This is a genomic window from Haloarcula sp. JP-Z28, assembly GCF_011440255.1.
GTDB lineage: Archaea > Halobacteriota > Halobacteria > Halobacteriales > Haloarculaceae > Haloarcula > Haloarcula marismortui.
In genome coordinates this window covers 66,337-80,892 of record NZ_JAAOHT010000002.1, presented here as the reverse complement: position 1 = coordinate 80,892, position 14,556 = coordinate 66,337, and the positions used below count along the sequence as shown (strand labels likewise).

The window sequence follows — 14,556 nt, the reverse complement described above, 5'->3', positions numbered from 1 at the left end:
GCTCCATCTGTTGATTGACTACCGATCACTAAAATAGTAAGGCACGTTTCATCTGGAGATTTCCCCTCAGCACCGGGCCATGTTCCGTTAGGAACGGGCTAACGCCCAGCCGAAACGACGGTGCTAGAGGTCAACTGACAACAGCGACTCGACGTCGACGCCGTCGTCCAGTAGCGTCCGCATACGGTCGACTGTTGCCTCGTTCCGAGTCTGCCCGGTTCGGAGCACTTCCTCAACTCTGTCTATCGTCGTCCGCGTGTCTGACTGGACTGACAGCACTGGGACGTTTTTCTCAGCCGCCTGTCCGATGACCGCACTGGCGGGCTGGAACCCACCAGTGAGGAGTAATGCGTTGATACCAGACGCTTCGAGGGCCGCCGTCTGGACCTCCGAGCGGTCGCCACCGGTGACGACGACGGCATCGCGTGTCCGCCGGAAGCGTTCGAGCGCGCTGCTCCCGCTCATTGCGCCGACGCTGAACCGCTCGACGTGGACGTCGGTGTTGGCATCACCAGTGAGGATGTCCGCGCCGAGGTTCCGGGCGAGGTCAGCAACCGTGACACCGGCGAGCGAACGGTCACGCGGCAGAATGCCGTGGACTGGGATGTCCTCGCCTTCGAGGAACGGGACCACGTCGTCGGCGAGTTCGTCGACCGTCGCGTCGGTGACGCCGTTGAACAGGACGCCGTCCAGTCGATCACCGATCGCTTCGGCCGCCGACAGAATTTCGTCCGTGTCACTGGGCGTGTCGTAGCCGGTGACTAACAGCACACGGGCGTCGAGCAACTCCGCGATATCGATGTCTGTGAGGTCGACGATACTGCCAGTCGCCAGGTCACTGCTCCCCTCGACGAGGAGCATATCGGTTCCGTCCGAACACGTCTCGATGCCCTCTTGCAGTCGCTCACGGAGGTCATCCGGGTCCTCACGCCCGCGGATGGCTTCCTGAATGAACGTCGGCGAGTAGACGATGGGCTCCATGTCGTGGAGGTCGGTCTCCAGATCGAGTAGCTCGCGGGCGAGCATCGGGTCCTCGTCCCGCGTCTTGCCGACCGCACTCCGCAGACGCGTCCCCTTGGGCTTCATGTAGCCGACATCGTAGCCCGCGTCGTGGGCTCGTGTCGCTAGCGCGAGCGTGATTGCCGTCTTGCCGATACCTTCCTCCAGTGATGTGACGAGTAGCGTGTTCGTGTCGGTCATAGTTTCTCCTGGTCGAGGGTGAGTCGCAGGTCGACCGCCTGCACCCCGTCGGGCGTCGCGACGAGGGGGTTGATGTCCAGTTCCACGATCGCGGGGAAGTCAGTGACGAGTTGCGAGAGCCGCTGGATTGTCTCGACGAGCGTGGCCTCGTCGACGGGGTCGCGGCCCCGAGCACCGCGTAACAGCGGCGCAGAGTCGATGTCATCGAGCATCCCTTTCGCCTCGGTCTCGCTGACAGGAGCGACACTGACAGTGTTGTCTTCGAGCACCTCGACGAAAATTCCGCCGAGACCGAACAACAGCAACGGTCCGAACTGCGGGTCGCGGTTCATCCCGAGAATCGTCTCGACGCCGTTGTCGAGGTCGACCATCTCCTGTACCTGAACGCCGAGAATCGTCGCGTCTTCCTGATAGTTGCGTGCCCTGACGACGAGGTCCTCGTAGGTGTCGCGAACTTCCTCGACGGGGACAGCGACCTCGACGCCGCCGATGTCGGACTTATGCAGGATGTCCGGACTGACGATTTTCATCACCACGTCGTCGCCGATTTCCTCGGCGACAGCCTCCGCTTCGACGGGCGAGGAGACGACATCACCCTGTGGTGTCGGAATCCCGTACGCGTCAAGCAGTTCCATCGCTTCCACGCCGAGCCGGTTCGACCCGCGCCGGGCGCCGGATTCGAGTATCTCGCGGGCCCGCTCGCGGTCCACGTCGAACGTCGTCGGTTCCTCGTACTCCGTCGCTTTGATTTCTCGGTAGCGCTTGAGCGCGCCCAGACTGCCGACCGCGCGGGCCGGGTCGAAGTAGTTCGGCACGCCCGCTTCGCTCAGGACGTTCGCACCAGCGTCAACCGACTTCCCGCCCATCAGCGTCGCCGCGACCGGTTTCCCGAACCGCTCTTGCTGTTCGACGACGCGTTCCGAGAGTTCCTCGAAGGAAAGCACTGCGGTCGGACAGGCGACGACGACGGCCATCGAAACGTTGTCGTCCGCAAGGACTGTTTCGAGGGCTGTCTCGAAGCGCTCGGCGGGAGCATCGCCGATAATGTCGACCGGGTTGTAGATGTTGGCCTCATCAGGCATCTCTTCGCGGAGTCGGGAGAACGTCTCGTCGCCGAACTGCGCGAGTTGCAGGTCCGAGTCGCCGACGGCGTCGGTCGTCATCACGCCGGGACCGCCGGCGTTTGTGACGATGGCGATTTCGTCTCCATCCGGGAGCGGCTGGCCGGCGAGAATCTGCGCGTAGTCGAACAGTTCCTGCACAGATTCAACGCGGAGCGTTCCGGCCTTGTCGAGGCCTGCCTCGTAGGCCCGCTCCGACCCGGCCATCGCACCGGTGTGGGAGGCGGCCGCGCTCGCACCCGCGTCCGTGCGGCCGGACTTGACAAGCACAATCGGCGTCTCCTGTGTCACCTCACGAGCCGTCTGTACGAACGAGGACCCATCATTGATGTCCTCAAGATAGCCCAGAATGACATCAGTATCAGGGTCGTCACCCCACTCAGCGACGAAATCACTCTCGTCGAGTACTGCTTTGTTCCCGAGCGAGACAATGTCCTTGAAGCCGACATCGCGCTCGGCGGCCCAGTCCAGCACGGCGGTGATGAACGCGCCCGACTGGCTCATAAAGGAGATGTCGCCGTCGCTGGCCATCTCATTGCCGAAAGTGGCGTTGAGCCCGACGGGGGTCGACATCACGCCGAGGCTGTTCGGGCCGACCAGATTCAGGTCGTATTCACTGGCCGCCTCCCGGAGCCGCTTTTCACGTTCGGCCCCATCACTGCCAGTCTCACCGAAGCCAGCGGTGATGACGACGACGTTTTCGATACCCGCTTCCCCGGCGTTCTCGATGACCTCGACCGCCACCGTCGGCGGCACGACGACGACGGCAACGTCGACCGACCCGGGGTCGTCCAGGCCGGCGAGGTTGTCGTAACACGGCAATCCAAGTACTGTCTCTTTGTTCGGGTTCACGGCCACGACCTCCCCTGTAAACGAATCGAGCAGGTTCGTGGTGACCGCGTGACCGACGGATCCCTCCGAATCGGTCGCCCCGACCACTGCGACACGTTCCGGCGCAAACAACGTCGATAATCGTCCCATGCCTCTACTCGGTGGTTACGGTGGGCCCGAATATATGTGTGGGGAACTCCCGGCGAGCGGGAATCTAGACGATTCATTACCGCGATTTCGGTGTGACGGTGTTTTTGTTTGTCACCCCCGTACCGGCGTCCGATGAATGACACTGCACTCCTAGCACCGTTCGACGACGACGTGGTCCGTGGCGTCGCGGGAACGAACAGCGTCGACGAAGAACAGTTGCGATCCGCGCTCGCCGACCACCAGCGAACGATGCGTGAGAATCCGGGCGTCGAGGACCTCGTTTACGAGTGGCGAAAGCGATTCGACGATGCGGTGCTACACCGCACGCCTGAGACGTTCTTCATGGCTGTCAGGGAGACCGTCTGGGAGGAGTACGGCGCGCATCTCGGACTCGATGACTACCTGCTTGCCGCGGTCGTCGCAGTCCATCAGGAGCAAGTCCTCCGCGAAACAGCGGTTGACAGCAGCACTATCGACGAAAACGCCGTTGCGCTCGTTGTTTCCCGGCCGTCGTCATAGTAGATATATTCCCGGTTATCTCAAGTGCAGCGCCCAGACTAAAGCGACAGTTGTGATCAGCGGATAATATTTCAGTTCAGGTAACCAGCCCTTCCATCTGAGAATATAATTTTTGGGTTCCCGAAAACATATTTTCACAAAACAATCTTTAAGTGGCTTCCACCTGTACAATAAGATGACTATGGCAACACAAGAGCACGTCCGACGCGAGTTCGGGAATGTCGAAGAGAACGAACTCCGCCTCGACAAGGAGAAGTCCGAGCAGGTAATCAACGCGCTGAATCAGGACCTGGCGGACACGTACACGCTGTATCATCAGGTCAAGAAGCACCACTGGAACGTCGAGGGTGCCGAGTTCCGTGACCTCCACCTGTTCCTCGGCGACGCTGCCGGACACGCCGAAGAGGCAGCCGACGAGCTCGCAGAGCGAGCACAGGCCCTCGGTGGCACGCCCATCTCCAGCGGCAAGGCACAGGAGGAGCACGCGTCGGTAGAGCCGGAAGGACAGGACGTGTACGACATCCGGACATCACTCGAAAACGACCTCGAGATGTACGGCGACATCATCGAGTCGCTCCGTGACCACATCGACCTCGCGGAGAACCTCGGTGACCACGCCACGGCCCAGATCCTCCGAGAAATCATCGTCCAGACCGAGGAAGACGCCCACCACATCGAGCACTACCTCGAAGACGACACGCTCGTGCTGGACTAACTCGGCACAAGGCTTTCTCTCTCAGTTTCTTTCGCCGGCTAGTCATTACCTAGCTCAGGTGTATAGCGTGGTGTGAACCGTTCCAGCAGAAAACAGTGTAGACTCGGAGGAAAGAGAAACGCAATGCGGGGGCGGACGAACTACCGTCTGAGGTCAACGGTTACGTCAGTCGAAATCCAGCCGTCTCGGTTCCCGTCTTCAGTAAACACGGTTCTGTCAGCACCGCTGTCCAGTGCTGCAACGTCCGGGCGGTCCTCGGAGGTCTCGACATCGTCCGTCTGTGATGGCATTATCAGAGTTAGGTACCCCTAAAGCTAAAAGGATTTTGGTTGGCCTAATCATCTACGGACGCCAGCCCCTGCATCGAGGGCAGAAATGGCTCGGAATCTATCGCCGACACAGCGCGGCCTTTAGTACCTGAGGCGACAAGAGAGTGGTATGAGCTCGGACGACGACCTTACCGCCCTGATTACGGATCTCGTTACGACGCTACAGGACCTGGAGACGGAGGTCGAGCCCACGACCGACAGTGGTCTTCCGCGGCCGCCGACACCGGGCGAACTCCTCCGGTTCACCAGCGATGTAACTATCCCCGCGGTCATTCTCGTGTTGAAGAGCAACATCGAGGCACTGAAGCTACTCCGGCGAGCCCTCCGGATGGCCGAGGGGCGGCCGACATCGACGGGCTCCGCCTCGGGTGAGGTGCGACAGCGTGCGAGTGACCTGAGCCGGGCCACGCTCTCCCGCCTCGACGGTGCGTTGACAGACCTTCAGCAGGCTGTGGAGGGGACGCCGGAAGATGAGGAAGCCCGCGAACTCATTCAGGAAGCCCAACAATTACGCGGTCAGATCCGGGAAAGGTTAGCCGCTGAATCTGAAGTGAGTGAGGCGGTCGACCCTGATGAAGTTACTGACGTTCCTGTTGACGTAGATGCCGAACTGCGGTCGATAAAGGACGATATCGAGGGCCCAGACGGGGACGACACAGGTACCGAAAACGGAGACGGAAACGGCGAGGAGTAACGAGTTCTAGTGTGGTGTAAAAATATACTTCTACAAACATAATGATTTATTATTGCACAGGTACAGGTATGAGTACCGATGTCCAGCTCTACCGCTCCGGGCGGTCGTCGGGCGACCCTGTTCGTCCGGTCTGACCTCCCTGCGCCATCACAGAAACGTTGTACCGCTATCAAATGTGAGCTACAAGAGCTGGTGTGCCGCGGCGTCCTCGACGACATCGAAACGGTGGAATGGGAGAAACGCGTTCCGCTGCAGGGCCCCGGTAACGGGATCGAACGGGACCTGTACAACGAGTTCGCGGACTGGGCCCGCGAGTCCGGTGTCTGTCTCGCGCCGTTTTTCGACACCCGGCTCTGTTACAGTTCGACGACAGGCGAGAAACGCCGAGAGCTCGTCATGCCGGCCGTCTGTCTCGCGGTCTACGAGGACGACAATCTCGTGCAGGTGGCCCCCTTTGCCGACGCGGGCCGGACGGAATCAGTCGAGGAATGTATCGCGGAACTCGGTGAGACGGGAACCCTCCCGGACACCGGTTCGACGACTGTCTCGACCGTGTAGCTCTCGTCCGTTCCGTTGCTGTTCTGGCCGGCTACCACCATTGCCGCGACACGAATTATAAAGTTCTGTTCGTAGTACTACACATTCGTATGACAGAACAGGTGACACGTCGTGATGTACTCGGGACGGGTGCGTCTGTCCTCGGCAGCCTCGCAATCGGCTCGACGACCGCCAGCGGCGCGCTCCAGACGGACGGAACCACTGTCACGTTCCTGCATGACACCCACGTCCACGGACGGTTTGCCAACGCCTCTGCAGGGGAATTGAGCGTCGCCCGCTACTTCGGGCTGATGAACGAAATCACCGAAGACGCCGACACCACACTCAGGGTCGGCAACGGTGACGACCTTGCATCGTCAGTCCTGTCGGCAGTGTTCGACGGACGCCACGTCGTCTCGACGTTCAACGCCGGCGGGCTGGACTTCGATACGTTCGGCAACCACGATTTCGACATGGGGCCAGAGGTCCTCCGCGAGCGCGTGTCTGACAGTCTCTTCACCTGGGTCAGCGCGAATGTCCGCGAAGATGGGTCGGTTTTCGCCGCCGAGCAAGGCGCCCAGCAGTACGTCCTCACAGATGTTGGGGACGTGACGCTCGGAGTTACCGGCCTCATTACGCCGGAGGCCCCCGAAGTCACCTCTATCGGAGAGAACACCGACGTACTTGCGCCGGCATCGGCGCTGCAGAACGTAACAGAACGGATGCGGGCCGACGGCGCTGACGCAGTTATCGTGCTCTCCCATCTCGCGAGTGAAACCGCTCGAACTGTCGCCGAGGAGGTCGATGGCGTCGACGCTATCATCGGGGACCATGCCGCGTCGCTACTCGAAGAACCGGAAGTCATCAACGACACCGTCCTCTCGTTCGTCGGCGACGAGTACGAGTACCTCGGGGAGTTGGCGCTCGGTATTGACGGGTCCGGCGTCACAGACCACGAGTTCGTCCTCCACAACGTCGGCGAATCTTCGGCCGGAACGGACCCGTTTGTCAGTCTCGTTCAGGACCACTACGAGACGCAACTGGAACGGCAACTGGACGTGGTCATCGGCGAGACCACCCAGCCGCTTGACACCCGGCAGTCTGTCGTCCGAGCGCGCGAGTCGAACATGGGGAACTTCGTCGCCGACACCATCCGCACTGACGTCGAAGCGGACACAGCGCTAATGAACGGCGGCGGGATTCGGACAGACAGGCTCTATTTCGAAGACGCAAGTGAGGATGACCCGGTAGCGATCACGCGGCGTGTCGTCGTCGACATCCTGCCGTTCCCGAACAACGTAGTCGAGCTGGAAGTCACCGGCGAGACGCTGCTTGCGGCGCTGGAAAACGGGGTGAGCCGCGTCGAGGCGGGGGCTGGCCGGTTCCCGCAGGTGAGCGGTATCACGTACACGTACGACCCCACCGCGGAGAGCGGCGACCGAATCGTCGACGCGACTGCCGGTGGCGACCCAATCGACCCGGACGCGACGTACACGCTTGCGACGAACGATTTCGTCTCCGGCGGCGGCGACGGCTACGATATGCTCAGTGATGCGACCGTCCTCGTCTCCTCGAACGAGGGGGCGCTCCTCTCGGACCTCATCATCAACACCATCGAAGAACAGGGGACGATTTCGCCGACGACGGAGGGCCGCATCACCAGGCAGAGCGAGGAGAACTGATCAGACCGGGTCCCAGCGGTAGCCGTCCCAGTCCTGACTCTCGGGCACTTTGATACCCGCGTCGGGGTCGCGGAGTTCCTCGATGTAGACGGGTTCGACCGTGTCACCGGTTTCGACCTCATCGGTGGTCACCTGCCCGAGTGCGCGAACAAACTCGTCGCTCGCGTCGTCGATGTCCGTTACATCGAACTCCACGATAGCGAGTGTGTTGGGCTCGCGGACACCCGGCGGCGTCGCTGTCGAGTGAGTCCAGGTGACGACTTCGCCGGTCCGGTCCGAGAGGTCGAAGCTCTCTTCCTGTGGCTCGCCACACTCAGGACACAGCGGATGCGTGGGGTACGAGACGTGACCGTTCGAACACATACCTGCTTCCAGCGTCATTCTGCGGCCTCCATGATGGTGGTGATGACACAGTTTCCGAACCCGCCGACGTTACACGCCAGTGCGGTGTCGGCCTCGACCTGTCGCGGCCCGGCTTCGCCGACGAGCTGTTCGTAGATTTCGACGCCCTGCGCGACGCCGCTTGCCCCCAGCGGATGCCCCTTCGATTTGAGCCCGCCGGAGGTGTTGATCGGCAACTCGCCGTCCTTGGCCGTCGCACCGTCCATCGCCATCTCCCAGGCCGTTCCCTGGTCGGCGACACCGATACCCTCCAACTGGAGGAACTCCAGAATGGTGAACATATCATGCAGTTCAGCCACGTCGAGGTCGTTGGGGCCGAGGCCGGCCATCTCGTAGGCCTGTTTGCTCGACTCGACGACCCCGCCCATGATTGTCGGGTCGTCGCGCTCGTGGACGACGTGGGTGTCGGTCGCCCCGCCGATACCGGAAACCAGCGCGTACTCGTCGGTTATCTCCTTGGCCCGCTCCTCCGTCGTGAACATGAGCGCGGCGCTGCCGTCCGTAATCGGACAGAAGTCATACAGCCGCAATGGGTCTGCGATGATGGGCGACTCAAGCGCTTTCTCCATCGTGATTTCCTTCTGGAACTGCGCCTTGGGGTTGTCCACGCCGTTTCTGTGGTTCTTGACCGCGACCCGGGCGAGTGACTCCCGGGGGGCGTCGAAGCGCTCCAGATAGTGCCGGGCGGTCATCCCGGCAAAGGACGGGAGCGTCACGCCGTGTTTGTACTCGTCGGGGTGGGTGATCGAGGCGATGATGTCTGTCGCCTGGCCCGTCGTCTTGTGGGTCATCTTTTCGCCGCCGACCAGCAGCGTCATCTCACTGGCCCCGCTGGCGACTGACTGCCAGGCCTCGTAGATGCCGGCCCCACCCGAGGAAGAGGTCTGGTCAACCCGTTCGCTGTAGGCCGGAAGCACCCCCAGGTCGTGGGCCAGCAGATTCATAATTCCCGTCTGGCCTTCGAACTCACCACTGGCCATGTTCGAGACGTACAGGTGCTCTACGTCGTCGGGCGCGACGCCGGCGTCCGTGAGACACTCCTCGCCCGCCTGCGAGAGCAACTCACGGATCCAGACGTCGCGTTGCCCGAATTTCGTCATTGACGCGCCGATTACTGCGACTCCCATACCTGTGCCGTCACAGGGGTCTCGTGTATGTATTACGGTCTGACCTATAGAACGAGTGGAATGTTCAAGCAGTCGTCGTGACGACAGATAGCCCCTCGGCGGGTTGGTCACCGGCCAGTGAGACGAGCAGTCGCCAGCCATCCGCAGTTCGCTCCGCTTGTGCCATTTGTGGCGTGATACTCGTCCGGCGCAGTAGTTCGACGGCAATCGGCAACACCGGACAGCGAAGGTCCGACAGCGTCGGGCGATAGTTCTGTAATGTGATATATCTGGCACAGCGGCCAGGGCCGACGGCTGCGGGTTCGATTGCTGCCTCGTCAACTAACCCCGCTGTTTCGAGGTCGGCGATGGCGTCCCGAACCGGCTCGGGTCCGCTTGGCTTTCGCGGCAATTGCCCGGCGGCTTCTCGGAGGGTGTCCGCCTGTACTTCCGGGTCGAGATTGTCGGCGATCGCCGTGGCCATGCTTTCGAGCATCGCCAGACAGAGGCGCTCGCGGTTCTCGGTTTCCTCGGCCGCTTCGAGATAGCTGTCGATAACTGCCTGCTCGACGGAGCGATGGCGACCCGACAGCACTTCGAACAGCGACCCGGCGACCGTGTGACAGTACTCCGGAAGGGACGACGGGGCGGTCCTGACGGCATCGGTCCCCCACGGCGCTTCACAGACGATGAGGCCGTGAACGGTGACACGTGGGTCGTATCGACGCAGGGCACTTCGGTAGGCAGTCGCTACGCTGGCCGCTTCGGCAGCCGTCTCGCGGTCCGGGAACTGCATACCCGACACCGGGAACGGCGGCGTGCCCGTTTTGGCGCTGACAACGCGATACGGCCCGATAGCGACGCTGAGCTCAGAGAGCCTGTCACGGATGTCTGCGAGTGTGCGTCCAACCATTGCTACAGTGTCTGTCTCGGCGTCGGTCCGAAACCCGGTACATCGGTGACGGTGTGTTTAGTCGCGCGCCGATACGCGTCGACGGCTCCGCTTACTGCGTGCTCAATGCCAGCCATGGCGACACAGCCACAGAGCCGCCCGACCGGAGCCGTGTCTCTCCATCCTCCCAGCCCCCCCGCAGCCTCGGTAGTGAGTCGGGTTGCTCCGGCCATGGGTCCTTACAGGTCTCCGGCGACGATATCGGCGACGCGCTGGCGGTCGAACAGTTCCCGGTCAACCTCATACACCTGCGACGCGGCCCGTTCTGTGAGGACCAGATTCGTTATCGGTCCTTGGTACAGCGGCCCACCGCGGTACACGTTCCCGTTCTGTACCGCCGTCAGTTCGCTTCCGCTCTGGTCCGATTTGAGGAAGCTGACGACCGTGTCCTCGAACTCCGAGCGCGTTTTGTTCTCCTGCCCCCGCAGGAGCAGGTACTCCGGATCGATGTCGAGCAGGGTCTCGAAGTCGACCTTGCTGCGGTCTGCGTGGAAGTCCCTGACATCGGTCTTCGCGAAGGCATCGCGTACCCCGAGGTCCCGCCACTGTTTGAAACTGGTTCCGTCCTCGATAAGGTACGGGGAGAAGCTTGTCGGCTCGTCGCTCCCGGCCCACATGATGGCCACCTCCGGCCGGTCGGACTCCGAGTCCGGGACAATGTCGTCCAGACTCGTCCGGAACTCTTCGTGGAGGGACTGGAACGCCTCGAACCGGTCGGTCCGCTGGAACGCCTGGGAGAGTTTCTCGAATGCCTCGTACAGCGTGTAGTAGGTGTAGTCGTGCCACTCGTAGCCGGTCGAGAAGATGCTGTTCCCGAAGAAGGGACCGACCTGGGACTCGATTTCGTCGATGTCAGACTGCTCCCAGGACCCGCGGCTCTGCAGGAAGTTCGGGTCCATGACGTGGATGTCGGCATCTATTTCGTAGAACTGCTCCTTGCCGACACCGCTGTCGCCCCACAGCTTCTGAATCGAGTTCCCGTCGACGCTGACGCCCGGGATTTCGTCGTAGTACTGAGTGTGATACCGCGACGGCAGCCAGACCCCCTCCGGGGCATCGAGGCCAAGCGCAATCCCCATATCTGCCCAGCTCCCGTTGTTCGCGACCCAGACCTCCGGGACGGACTCGAAGGTGACCTCGCCGACCGGCTCCATCGAGACTGCGTAGCTCGAACCCGTCGCTTCGGTGGTCGCCGTCGGAGTTGACTCCGCAGCCGTCGTCCCGGACGCCGTCGACTCATCGGCCCCACCGTCACTACCGCTCCCGGCCTCGGACTGACCCGAACAGCCAGCGACGGTACCTGCCAATCCGACCCCGGCCGCAACGATATACTCTCGTCGGTTCATGTCTTTTTAGGCTTGCCTAATCAATTTAAATCTTCTCATATTTAGGCAGGCCAAAAACACTCTGGATCACCAAACAGCACCACAGCCCCTGACAGTGAGAATCCACACAAAGTATATCCGTGTGTGCTAACCACACACGAAATATGCAGGAGGCTTGGCTTCAACTCCAATGTCCGGCGTGTTCAGTCGCCTGGGAAGAGCAAGTGTCCGACCTCCCGGCCCCGGAGACACAGTTTGCCTGTGACGACTGTGGGGCCGAGCGGTCGCTGTCGGAGTTCATGCGGACCACTCGCGATCTGGAAGTACTGCAGGAGTTTACGGACTCTTAGTACCGCGCTCGCGCCGCTGCCTTCCACTCATCGCCTCGCTTGACGTTGCTGGGAGGGCGGCGTTTGCCCACGCTCGCCAGCCGTCCGGCGAGCCTCCACTCGTCCACGTATTCGACCGTCTGCCGCTGTGCTGTGGCCACAGCAGCCCGCTGGCAGTCGGTCAGGTGAGCGCTGATCGCAGCGGTGATAGCCGCTGCTTCTGCCTGTGATGCGTCCGCCGGTATCGACAGCGACAGGTCGTCCGGGTCCGCGCTGGCAGTGGGCAGCGCCGCCTCCGTGTCCGGCTGTGGTGTATCGTGAGTCGCCATGTTACAGTGGGATGTTGCCGTGGTCTTTCGGCGGTGTGTCCTCGCGCTTGCGCTGCAGGAGGTCGAGGTCCTGAATGAGGCGCTTGCGCGTCTCTTTCGGTTCGATAACGTCGTCAAGGTAGCCCCGTTTCGCCGGCCCGTACGGATTGGCAAACTCGTCGCGGAACTCGTCCATCAGTTCCTGACGCTTGGCATCCGGGTCGCCGGCGTCCGCGATCTCGTTCCGGTAGAGAATGTTGACGGCTCCCCGCGGACCGAGCACTGCCATCTCCGAACCGGGCCAGGCGTAGTTCACGTCGCTGCCCAGGAACTTCGAGGACATGACGATGTACGCGCCGCCGTAGGCCTTCCGTACGACGACCGACAGCAGCGGGACCGTCGCCTCGGCGTAGGCGTAAATGAGCTTCGCGCCCCGCCGGATGATGCCGTTGTGCTCCTGGTCCGTGCCGGGCATGAATCCGGGCACGTCGACGAGCGTGAGGATGGGGATATTAAACGAGTCACAGAAGCGGACGAACCGGGCCGCTTTCTCCGCCGCGTCGATGTCGAGTGTCCCCGCGCTCACGCGTGGCTGATTGGCGACGACGCCGACCGACTGGCCGTCCATCCGCGAGAAGCCCACGACGACGTTGCGCGCCCAGTTGCCGTGGACCTCAAAGAAGGAGTCTTCGTCCACGATGGCGTCGATGACCTTCGTCATGTCGTAGGGCTTGCGCGGTGCTGACGGGACAATATCGGTCACGCCGGGAATTTCCCGGTCGGGGTCGTCCCAGGGCTTGACCCGCGGCGGGTCCTCCATGTTGTTCGCCGGGAGATACGACAGGAGCCGCCGGATATTTTCGAGCGCCTCCTCCTCCGACGGGTACGAGAAGTGGGCAACACCGGATTTGGTAGAGTGCGAACCCGCGCCGCCGAGTTCCTCTTTCGACACCTGTTCGCCGGTCACCGTCTCGATGACGTCCGGCCCGGTGATGAACATGTGGCTGGTGTCTTGCACCATGAAGGTGAAGTCAGTCAGCGCCGGACTGTAGGTGGCCCCGCCCGCACATGGCCCCATAATCGCGGATATCTGGGGGATGAGCCCGCTGGCCTTGGTGTTGCGCTCGAATATCTTGGCAAAGCCGACCAGCGAGTCAACGCCTTCCTGAATGCGTGCGCCGCCGGAATCGTTGAGGCCGATGACCGGGACGCCGTTTTCGATCGCGCGGTCCATCACCTTGCAGATCTTGTCGGCGACGACTTCGCCGACCGAGCCACCGAGCACGGTGAAGTCGTGGGCGAACAGGAACACCTTCCGGCCGTCGACCTCACCGTAGCCCGTGACAACTGCGTCGCCGGCGAAGCGCTTCTCCTCCATGCCGAAGTTCGTCGACCGGTGCTCGACGAACGGATCGACCTCGTTGAACGTGCCGTCGTCGACGAGGAAATCGATACGCTCGCGGGCGGTCATCTTGCCCTTCTCGTGCTGGGATTCGATACGGGCTTCACCGCCCCCGAGTTCGGCTTCGGCCCGTTTCTGTCGCAACTCTTCGACCGCGTCGTCAGGCGCCCCAGTCTCGTCGTCTGGTTCTTCCTGTTGACTCATCCTACCACTCCATCCCGCCGTTAACACCAAGTACCTGTCCTGTCATGTAGCTCGATTCCTCGCTGGCGACGAACCTCACGATGCCGGCGATGTCTTCGACGCGTGCGAACCGGTCGAGCGGAATCTCCCGCAGAATCTTCTCCTGCACGCGTTCGGGCACCTCCTCTAGCATATCGGTCTTGACAAAGCCCGGCGCGACGCAGTTCGCGGTCGAGCCCGTGTGTGCCAGTTCGAGCGCAAGCGTCCGTGTAAATCCGAACAACCCGGATTTCGTCGTCGCATAGTTGGCCTGCCCGATGTTGCCCTGCTGGCCGACGACGCTAGAGATGTTTATGAGTCGGCCGTGGTCGGCGTCACGAATATCATCATAGAAAGCCTTCGTCCCGTTGAACACGCCGCCGAGGTTGACATCGATCACCGTCTCCCAGTCGTCGCGGGTCATGTTCTCGAACTTTTTGTCGATGGTGATGCCGGCATTGTTGACGAGCACGTCCGCGGGACCGAACTCGTCGGCCACCTTCTCACGCATCGCCCGGACCTCATCGAGTTTCGCCACGTCGGCCTGCGCCGCGATAGCGGTGCCACCGCGTTCGCGGATATCCTCAACGACGGCACGGGCTTCCGCCTCCGAGGACCGGTAGTTAACGACGACGTTGGCCCCGTGAGCACCGAGGTCTTTGGCGATTCCGCGACCGATACCGCGTGAGGACCCAGTGACGACACAGGTTTGATTGTCCAGGTTCATTTGTG

Annotated in this window: 16 protein-coding genes; 6 read left to right on the top strand and 10 right to left on the bottom strand. The window is 61.9% G+C overall.

From position 1 onward, the window contains the following. Positions 1-123: 123 nt before the first annotated feature. Together G9463_RS01850 and acs are read right to left on the bottom strand one after the other, a co-directional pair. Positions 124-1,200: a phosphotransacetylase family protein gene (locus G9463_RS01850; protein ID WP_165895815.1), complete on the bottom strand. Its 1,077-nt coding sequence runs from the start codon at positions 1,198-1,200 to the stop codon at positions 124-126. Next, a complete protein-coding gene (gene acs / locus G9463_RS01845; protein WP_165895814.1) occupies positions 1,197-3,302 on the bottom strand; it encodes an acetate--CoA ligase alpha subunit in 2,106 nt (701 codons plus the stop codon). Before acs ends, G9463_RS01850 begins: the two co-directional genes overlap by 4 nt. Before the next feature lie 132 nt (positions 3,303-3,434). Here acs and G9463_RS01840 point away from each other — a divergent pair, with 132 nt between their 5' ends. Together G9463_RS01840 and dpsA are read left to right on the top strand one after the other, a co-directional pair. Then, entirely contained in the window at positions 3,435-3,821 is a 387-nt protein-coding gene (locus tag G9463_RS01840) for a hypothetical protein (RefSeq protein WP_127013196.1), read from the top strand. A gap of 181 nt (positions 3,822-4,002) precedes the next feature. Next, positions 4,003-4,536: a DNA starvation/stationary phase protection protein DpsA gene (gene dpsA / locus G9463_RS01835; RefSeq protein WP_007190374.1), complete on the top strand. Its 534-nt coding sequence runs from the start codon at positions 4,003-4,005 to the stop codon at positions 4,534-4,536. 140 nt (positions 4,537-4,676) lie between these two features. Here dpsA and G9463_RS01830 read toward each other — a convergent pair whose 3' ends face one another. Further along, positions 4,677-4,826 carry a hypothetical protein gene (locus G9463_RS01830; protein ID WP_004961340.1) on the bottom strand — a complete coding sequence of 50 codons (150 nt, stop codon included), beginning with the start codon at positions 4,824-4,826 and terminating at the stop codon, positions 4,677-4,679. Between the two features lie 148 nt (positions 4,827-4,974). Between G9463_RS01830 and G9463_RS01825 the strand changes: the two genes are divergently transcribed. The 3 genes from G9463_RS01825 to G9463_RS01815 all read left to right on the top strand — a co-directional run bounded on the left by G9463_RS01825 (position 4,975) and on the right by G9463_RS01815 (position 7,778). Continuing rightward, entirely contained in the window at positions 4,975-5,559 is a 585-nt protein-coding gene (locus tag G9463_RS01825; protein WP_165895813.1) for a hypothetical protein, read from the top strand. A 78-nt stretch (positions 5,560-5,637) separates the two neighbouring features. Next, the gene (locus G9463_RS01820; protein ID WP_165895812.1) at positions 5,638-6,117 is read left to right on the top strand and encodes an HTH domain-containing protein; all 480 of its coding nucleotides are present in this window, start codon (positions 5,638-5,640) and stop codon (positions 6,115-6,117) included. Positions 6,118-6,206: 89 nt separating this feature from the next. Beyond that, positions 6,207-7,778 (top strand): bifunctional UDP-sugar hydrolase/5'-nucleotidase, encoded by a 1,572-nt coding sequence (locus tag G9463_RS01815; RefSeq protein WP_165895811.1) that lies wholly within the window; start codon positions 6,207-6,209, stop codon positions 7,776-7,778. Here G9463_RS01815 and G9463_RS01810 read toward each other — a convergent pair whose 3' ends face one another. The 4 genes from G9463_RS01810 to G9463_RS01795 all read right to left on the bottom strand — a co-directional run bounded on the left by G9463_RS01810 (position 7,779) and on the right by G9463_RS01795 (position 11,584). Then, positions 7,779-8,159: a Zn-ribbon domain-containing OB-fold protein gene (locus tag G9463_RS01810; protein WP_004961331.1), complete on the bottom strand. Its 381-nt coding sequence runs from the start codon at positions 8,157-8,159 to the stop codon at positions 7,779-7,781. Further along, positions 8,156-9,307, bottom strand: a complete 1,152-nt coding sequence (locus G9463_RS01805; RefSeq protein ID WP_004961328.1) for a 3-ketoacyl-CoA thiolase — start codon at positions 9,305-9,307, stop codon at positions 8,156-8,158. The genes G9463_RS01810 and G9463_RS01805 overlap by 4 nt, the downstream gene beginning before the upstream one ends. A 64-nt stretch (positions 9,308-9,371) precedes the next feature. Beyond that, entirely contained in the window at positions 9,372-10,199 is an 828-nt protein-coding gene (locus G9463_RS01800) for a hypothetical protein (RefSeq protein ID WP_127013190.1), read from the bottom strand. Between the two features lie 218 nt (positions 10,200-10,417). Further along, positions 10,418-11,584, bottom strand: coding sequence for an ABC transporter substrate-binding protein (locus tag G9463_RS01795; protein ID WP_165895810.1), 1,167 nt, complete (start codon positions 11,582-11,584; stop codon positions 10,418-10,420). Between the two features lie 143 nt (positions 11,585-11,727). On the opposite strand from G9463_RS01795, the gene G9463_RS01790 reads away from it, so the two are divergent. Next, positions 11,728-11,913: a hypothetical protein gene (locus G9463_RS01790; protein WP_004961322.1), complete on the top strand. Its 186-nt coding sequence runs from the start codon at positions 11,728-11,730 to the stop codon at positions 11,911-11,913. Here the strand turns inward: G9463_RS01790 and G9463_RS01785 are convergent. The 3 genes from G9463_RS01785 to G9463_RS01775 are packed head-to-tail and all read right to left on the bottom strand — an operon-like array spanning position 11,910 to position 14,551. Further along, on the bottom strand, positions 11,910-12,221 hold the full coding sequence (locus tag G9463_RS01785; protein WP_165895809.1) for a hypothetical protein: 312 nt from the start codon (positions 12,219-12,221) through the stop codon (positions 11,910-11,912). The genes G9463_RS01790 and G9463_RS01785 overlap by 4 nt on opposite strands. 1 nt (position 12,222) lies before the next feature. After that, entirely contained in the window at positions 12,223-13,806 is a 1,584-nt protein-coding gene (locus tag G9463_RS01780) for an acyl-CoA carboxylase subunit beta (protein ID WP_011223307.1), read from the bottom strand. 1 nt (position 13,807) lies between these two features. Further along, complete coding sequence (locus G9463_RS01775) at positions 13,808-14,551, bottom strand: beta-ketoacyl-ACP reductase (protein WP_004961317.1); 744 nt, start codon at positions 14,549-14,551, stop codon at positions 13,808-13,810. Positions 14,552-14,556 lie beyond the last annotated feature (5 nt).

Excerpts from the sequence above, each read along its gene's own strand:
- G9463_RS01810 (WP_004961331.1), bottom strand. The coding sequence starts at position 8,159 with ATGACGCTGGAAGCAGGTATGTGTTCGAACGGTCACGTCTCGTACCCC.
- G9463_RS01825 (WP_165895813.1), top strand. The coding sequence starts at position 4,975 with ATGAGCTCGGACGACGACCTTACCGCCCTGATTACGGATCTCGTTACG.
- G9463_RS01780 (WP_011223307.1), bottom strand. The coding sequence starts at position 13,806 with ATGAGTCAACAGGAAGAACCAGACGACGAGACTGGGGCGCCTGACGAC.
- G9463_RS01840 (WP_127013196.1), top strand. The coding sequence starts at position 3,435 with ATGAATGACACTGCACTCCTAGCACCGTTCGACGACGACGTGGTCCGT.
- G9463_RS01795 (WP_165895810.1), bottom strand. The coding sequence starts at position 11,584 with ATGAACCGACGAGAGTATATCGTTGCGGCCGGGGTCGGATTGGCAGGT.
- G9463_RS01850 (WP_165895815.1), bottom strand. The coding sequence starts at position 1,200 with ATGACCGACACGAACACGCTACTCGTCACATCACTGGAGGAAGGTATC.
- G9463_RS01785 (WP_165895809.1), bottom strand. The coding sequence starts at position 12,221 with ATGGCGACTCACGATACACCACAGCCGGACACGGAGGCGGCGCTGCCC.
- G9463_RS01800 (WP_127013190.1), bottom strand. The coding sequence starts at position 10,199 with ATGGTTGGACGCACACTCGCAGACATCCGTGACAGGCTCTCTGAGCTC.
- G9463_RS01775 (WP_004961317.1), bottom strand. The coding sequence starts at position 14,551 with ATGAACCTGGACAATCAAACCTGTGTCGTCACTGGGTCCTCACGCGGT.
- G9463_RS01790 (WP_004961322.1), top strand. The coding sequence starts at position 11,728 with ATGCAGGAGGCTTGGCTTCAACTCCAATGTCCGGCGTGTTCAGTCGCC.
- dpsA (WP_007190374.1), top strand. The coding sequence starts at position 4,003 with ATGGCAACACAAGAGCACGTCCGACGCGAGTTCGGGAATGTCGAAGAG.
- G9463_RS01820 (WP_165895812.1), top strand. The coding sequence starts at position 5,638 with ATGTCCAGCTCTACCGCTCCGGGCGGTCGTCGGGCGACCCTGTTCGTC.
- acs (WP_165895814.1), bottom strand. The coding sequence starts at position 3,302 with ATGGGACGATTATCGACGTTGTTTGCGCCGGAACGTGTCGCAGTGGTC.
- G9463_RS01830 (WP_004961340.1), bottom strand. The coding sequence starts at position 4,826 with ATGCCATCACAGACGGACGATGTCGAGACCTCCGAGGACCGCCCGGAC.
- G9463_RS01815 (WP_165895811.1), top strand. The coding sequence starts at position 6,207 with ATGACAGAACAGGTGACACGTCGTGATGTACTCGGGACGGGTGCGTCT.
- G9463_RS01805 (WP_004961328.1), bottom strand. The coding sequence starts at position 9,307 with ATGGGAGTCGCAGTAATCGGCGCGTCAATGACGAAATTCGGGCAACGC.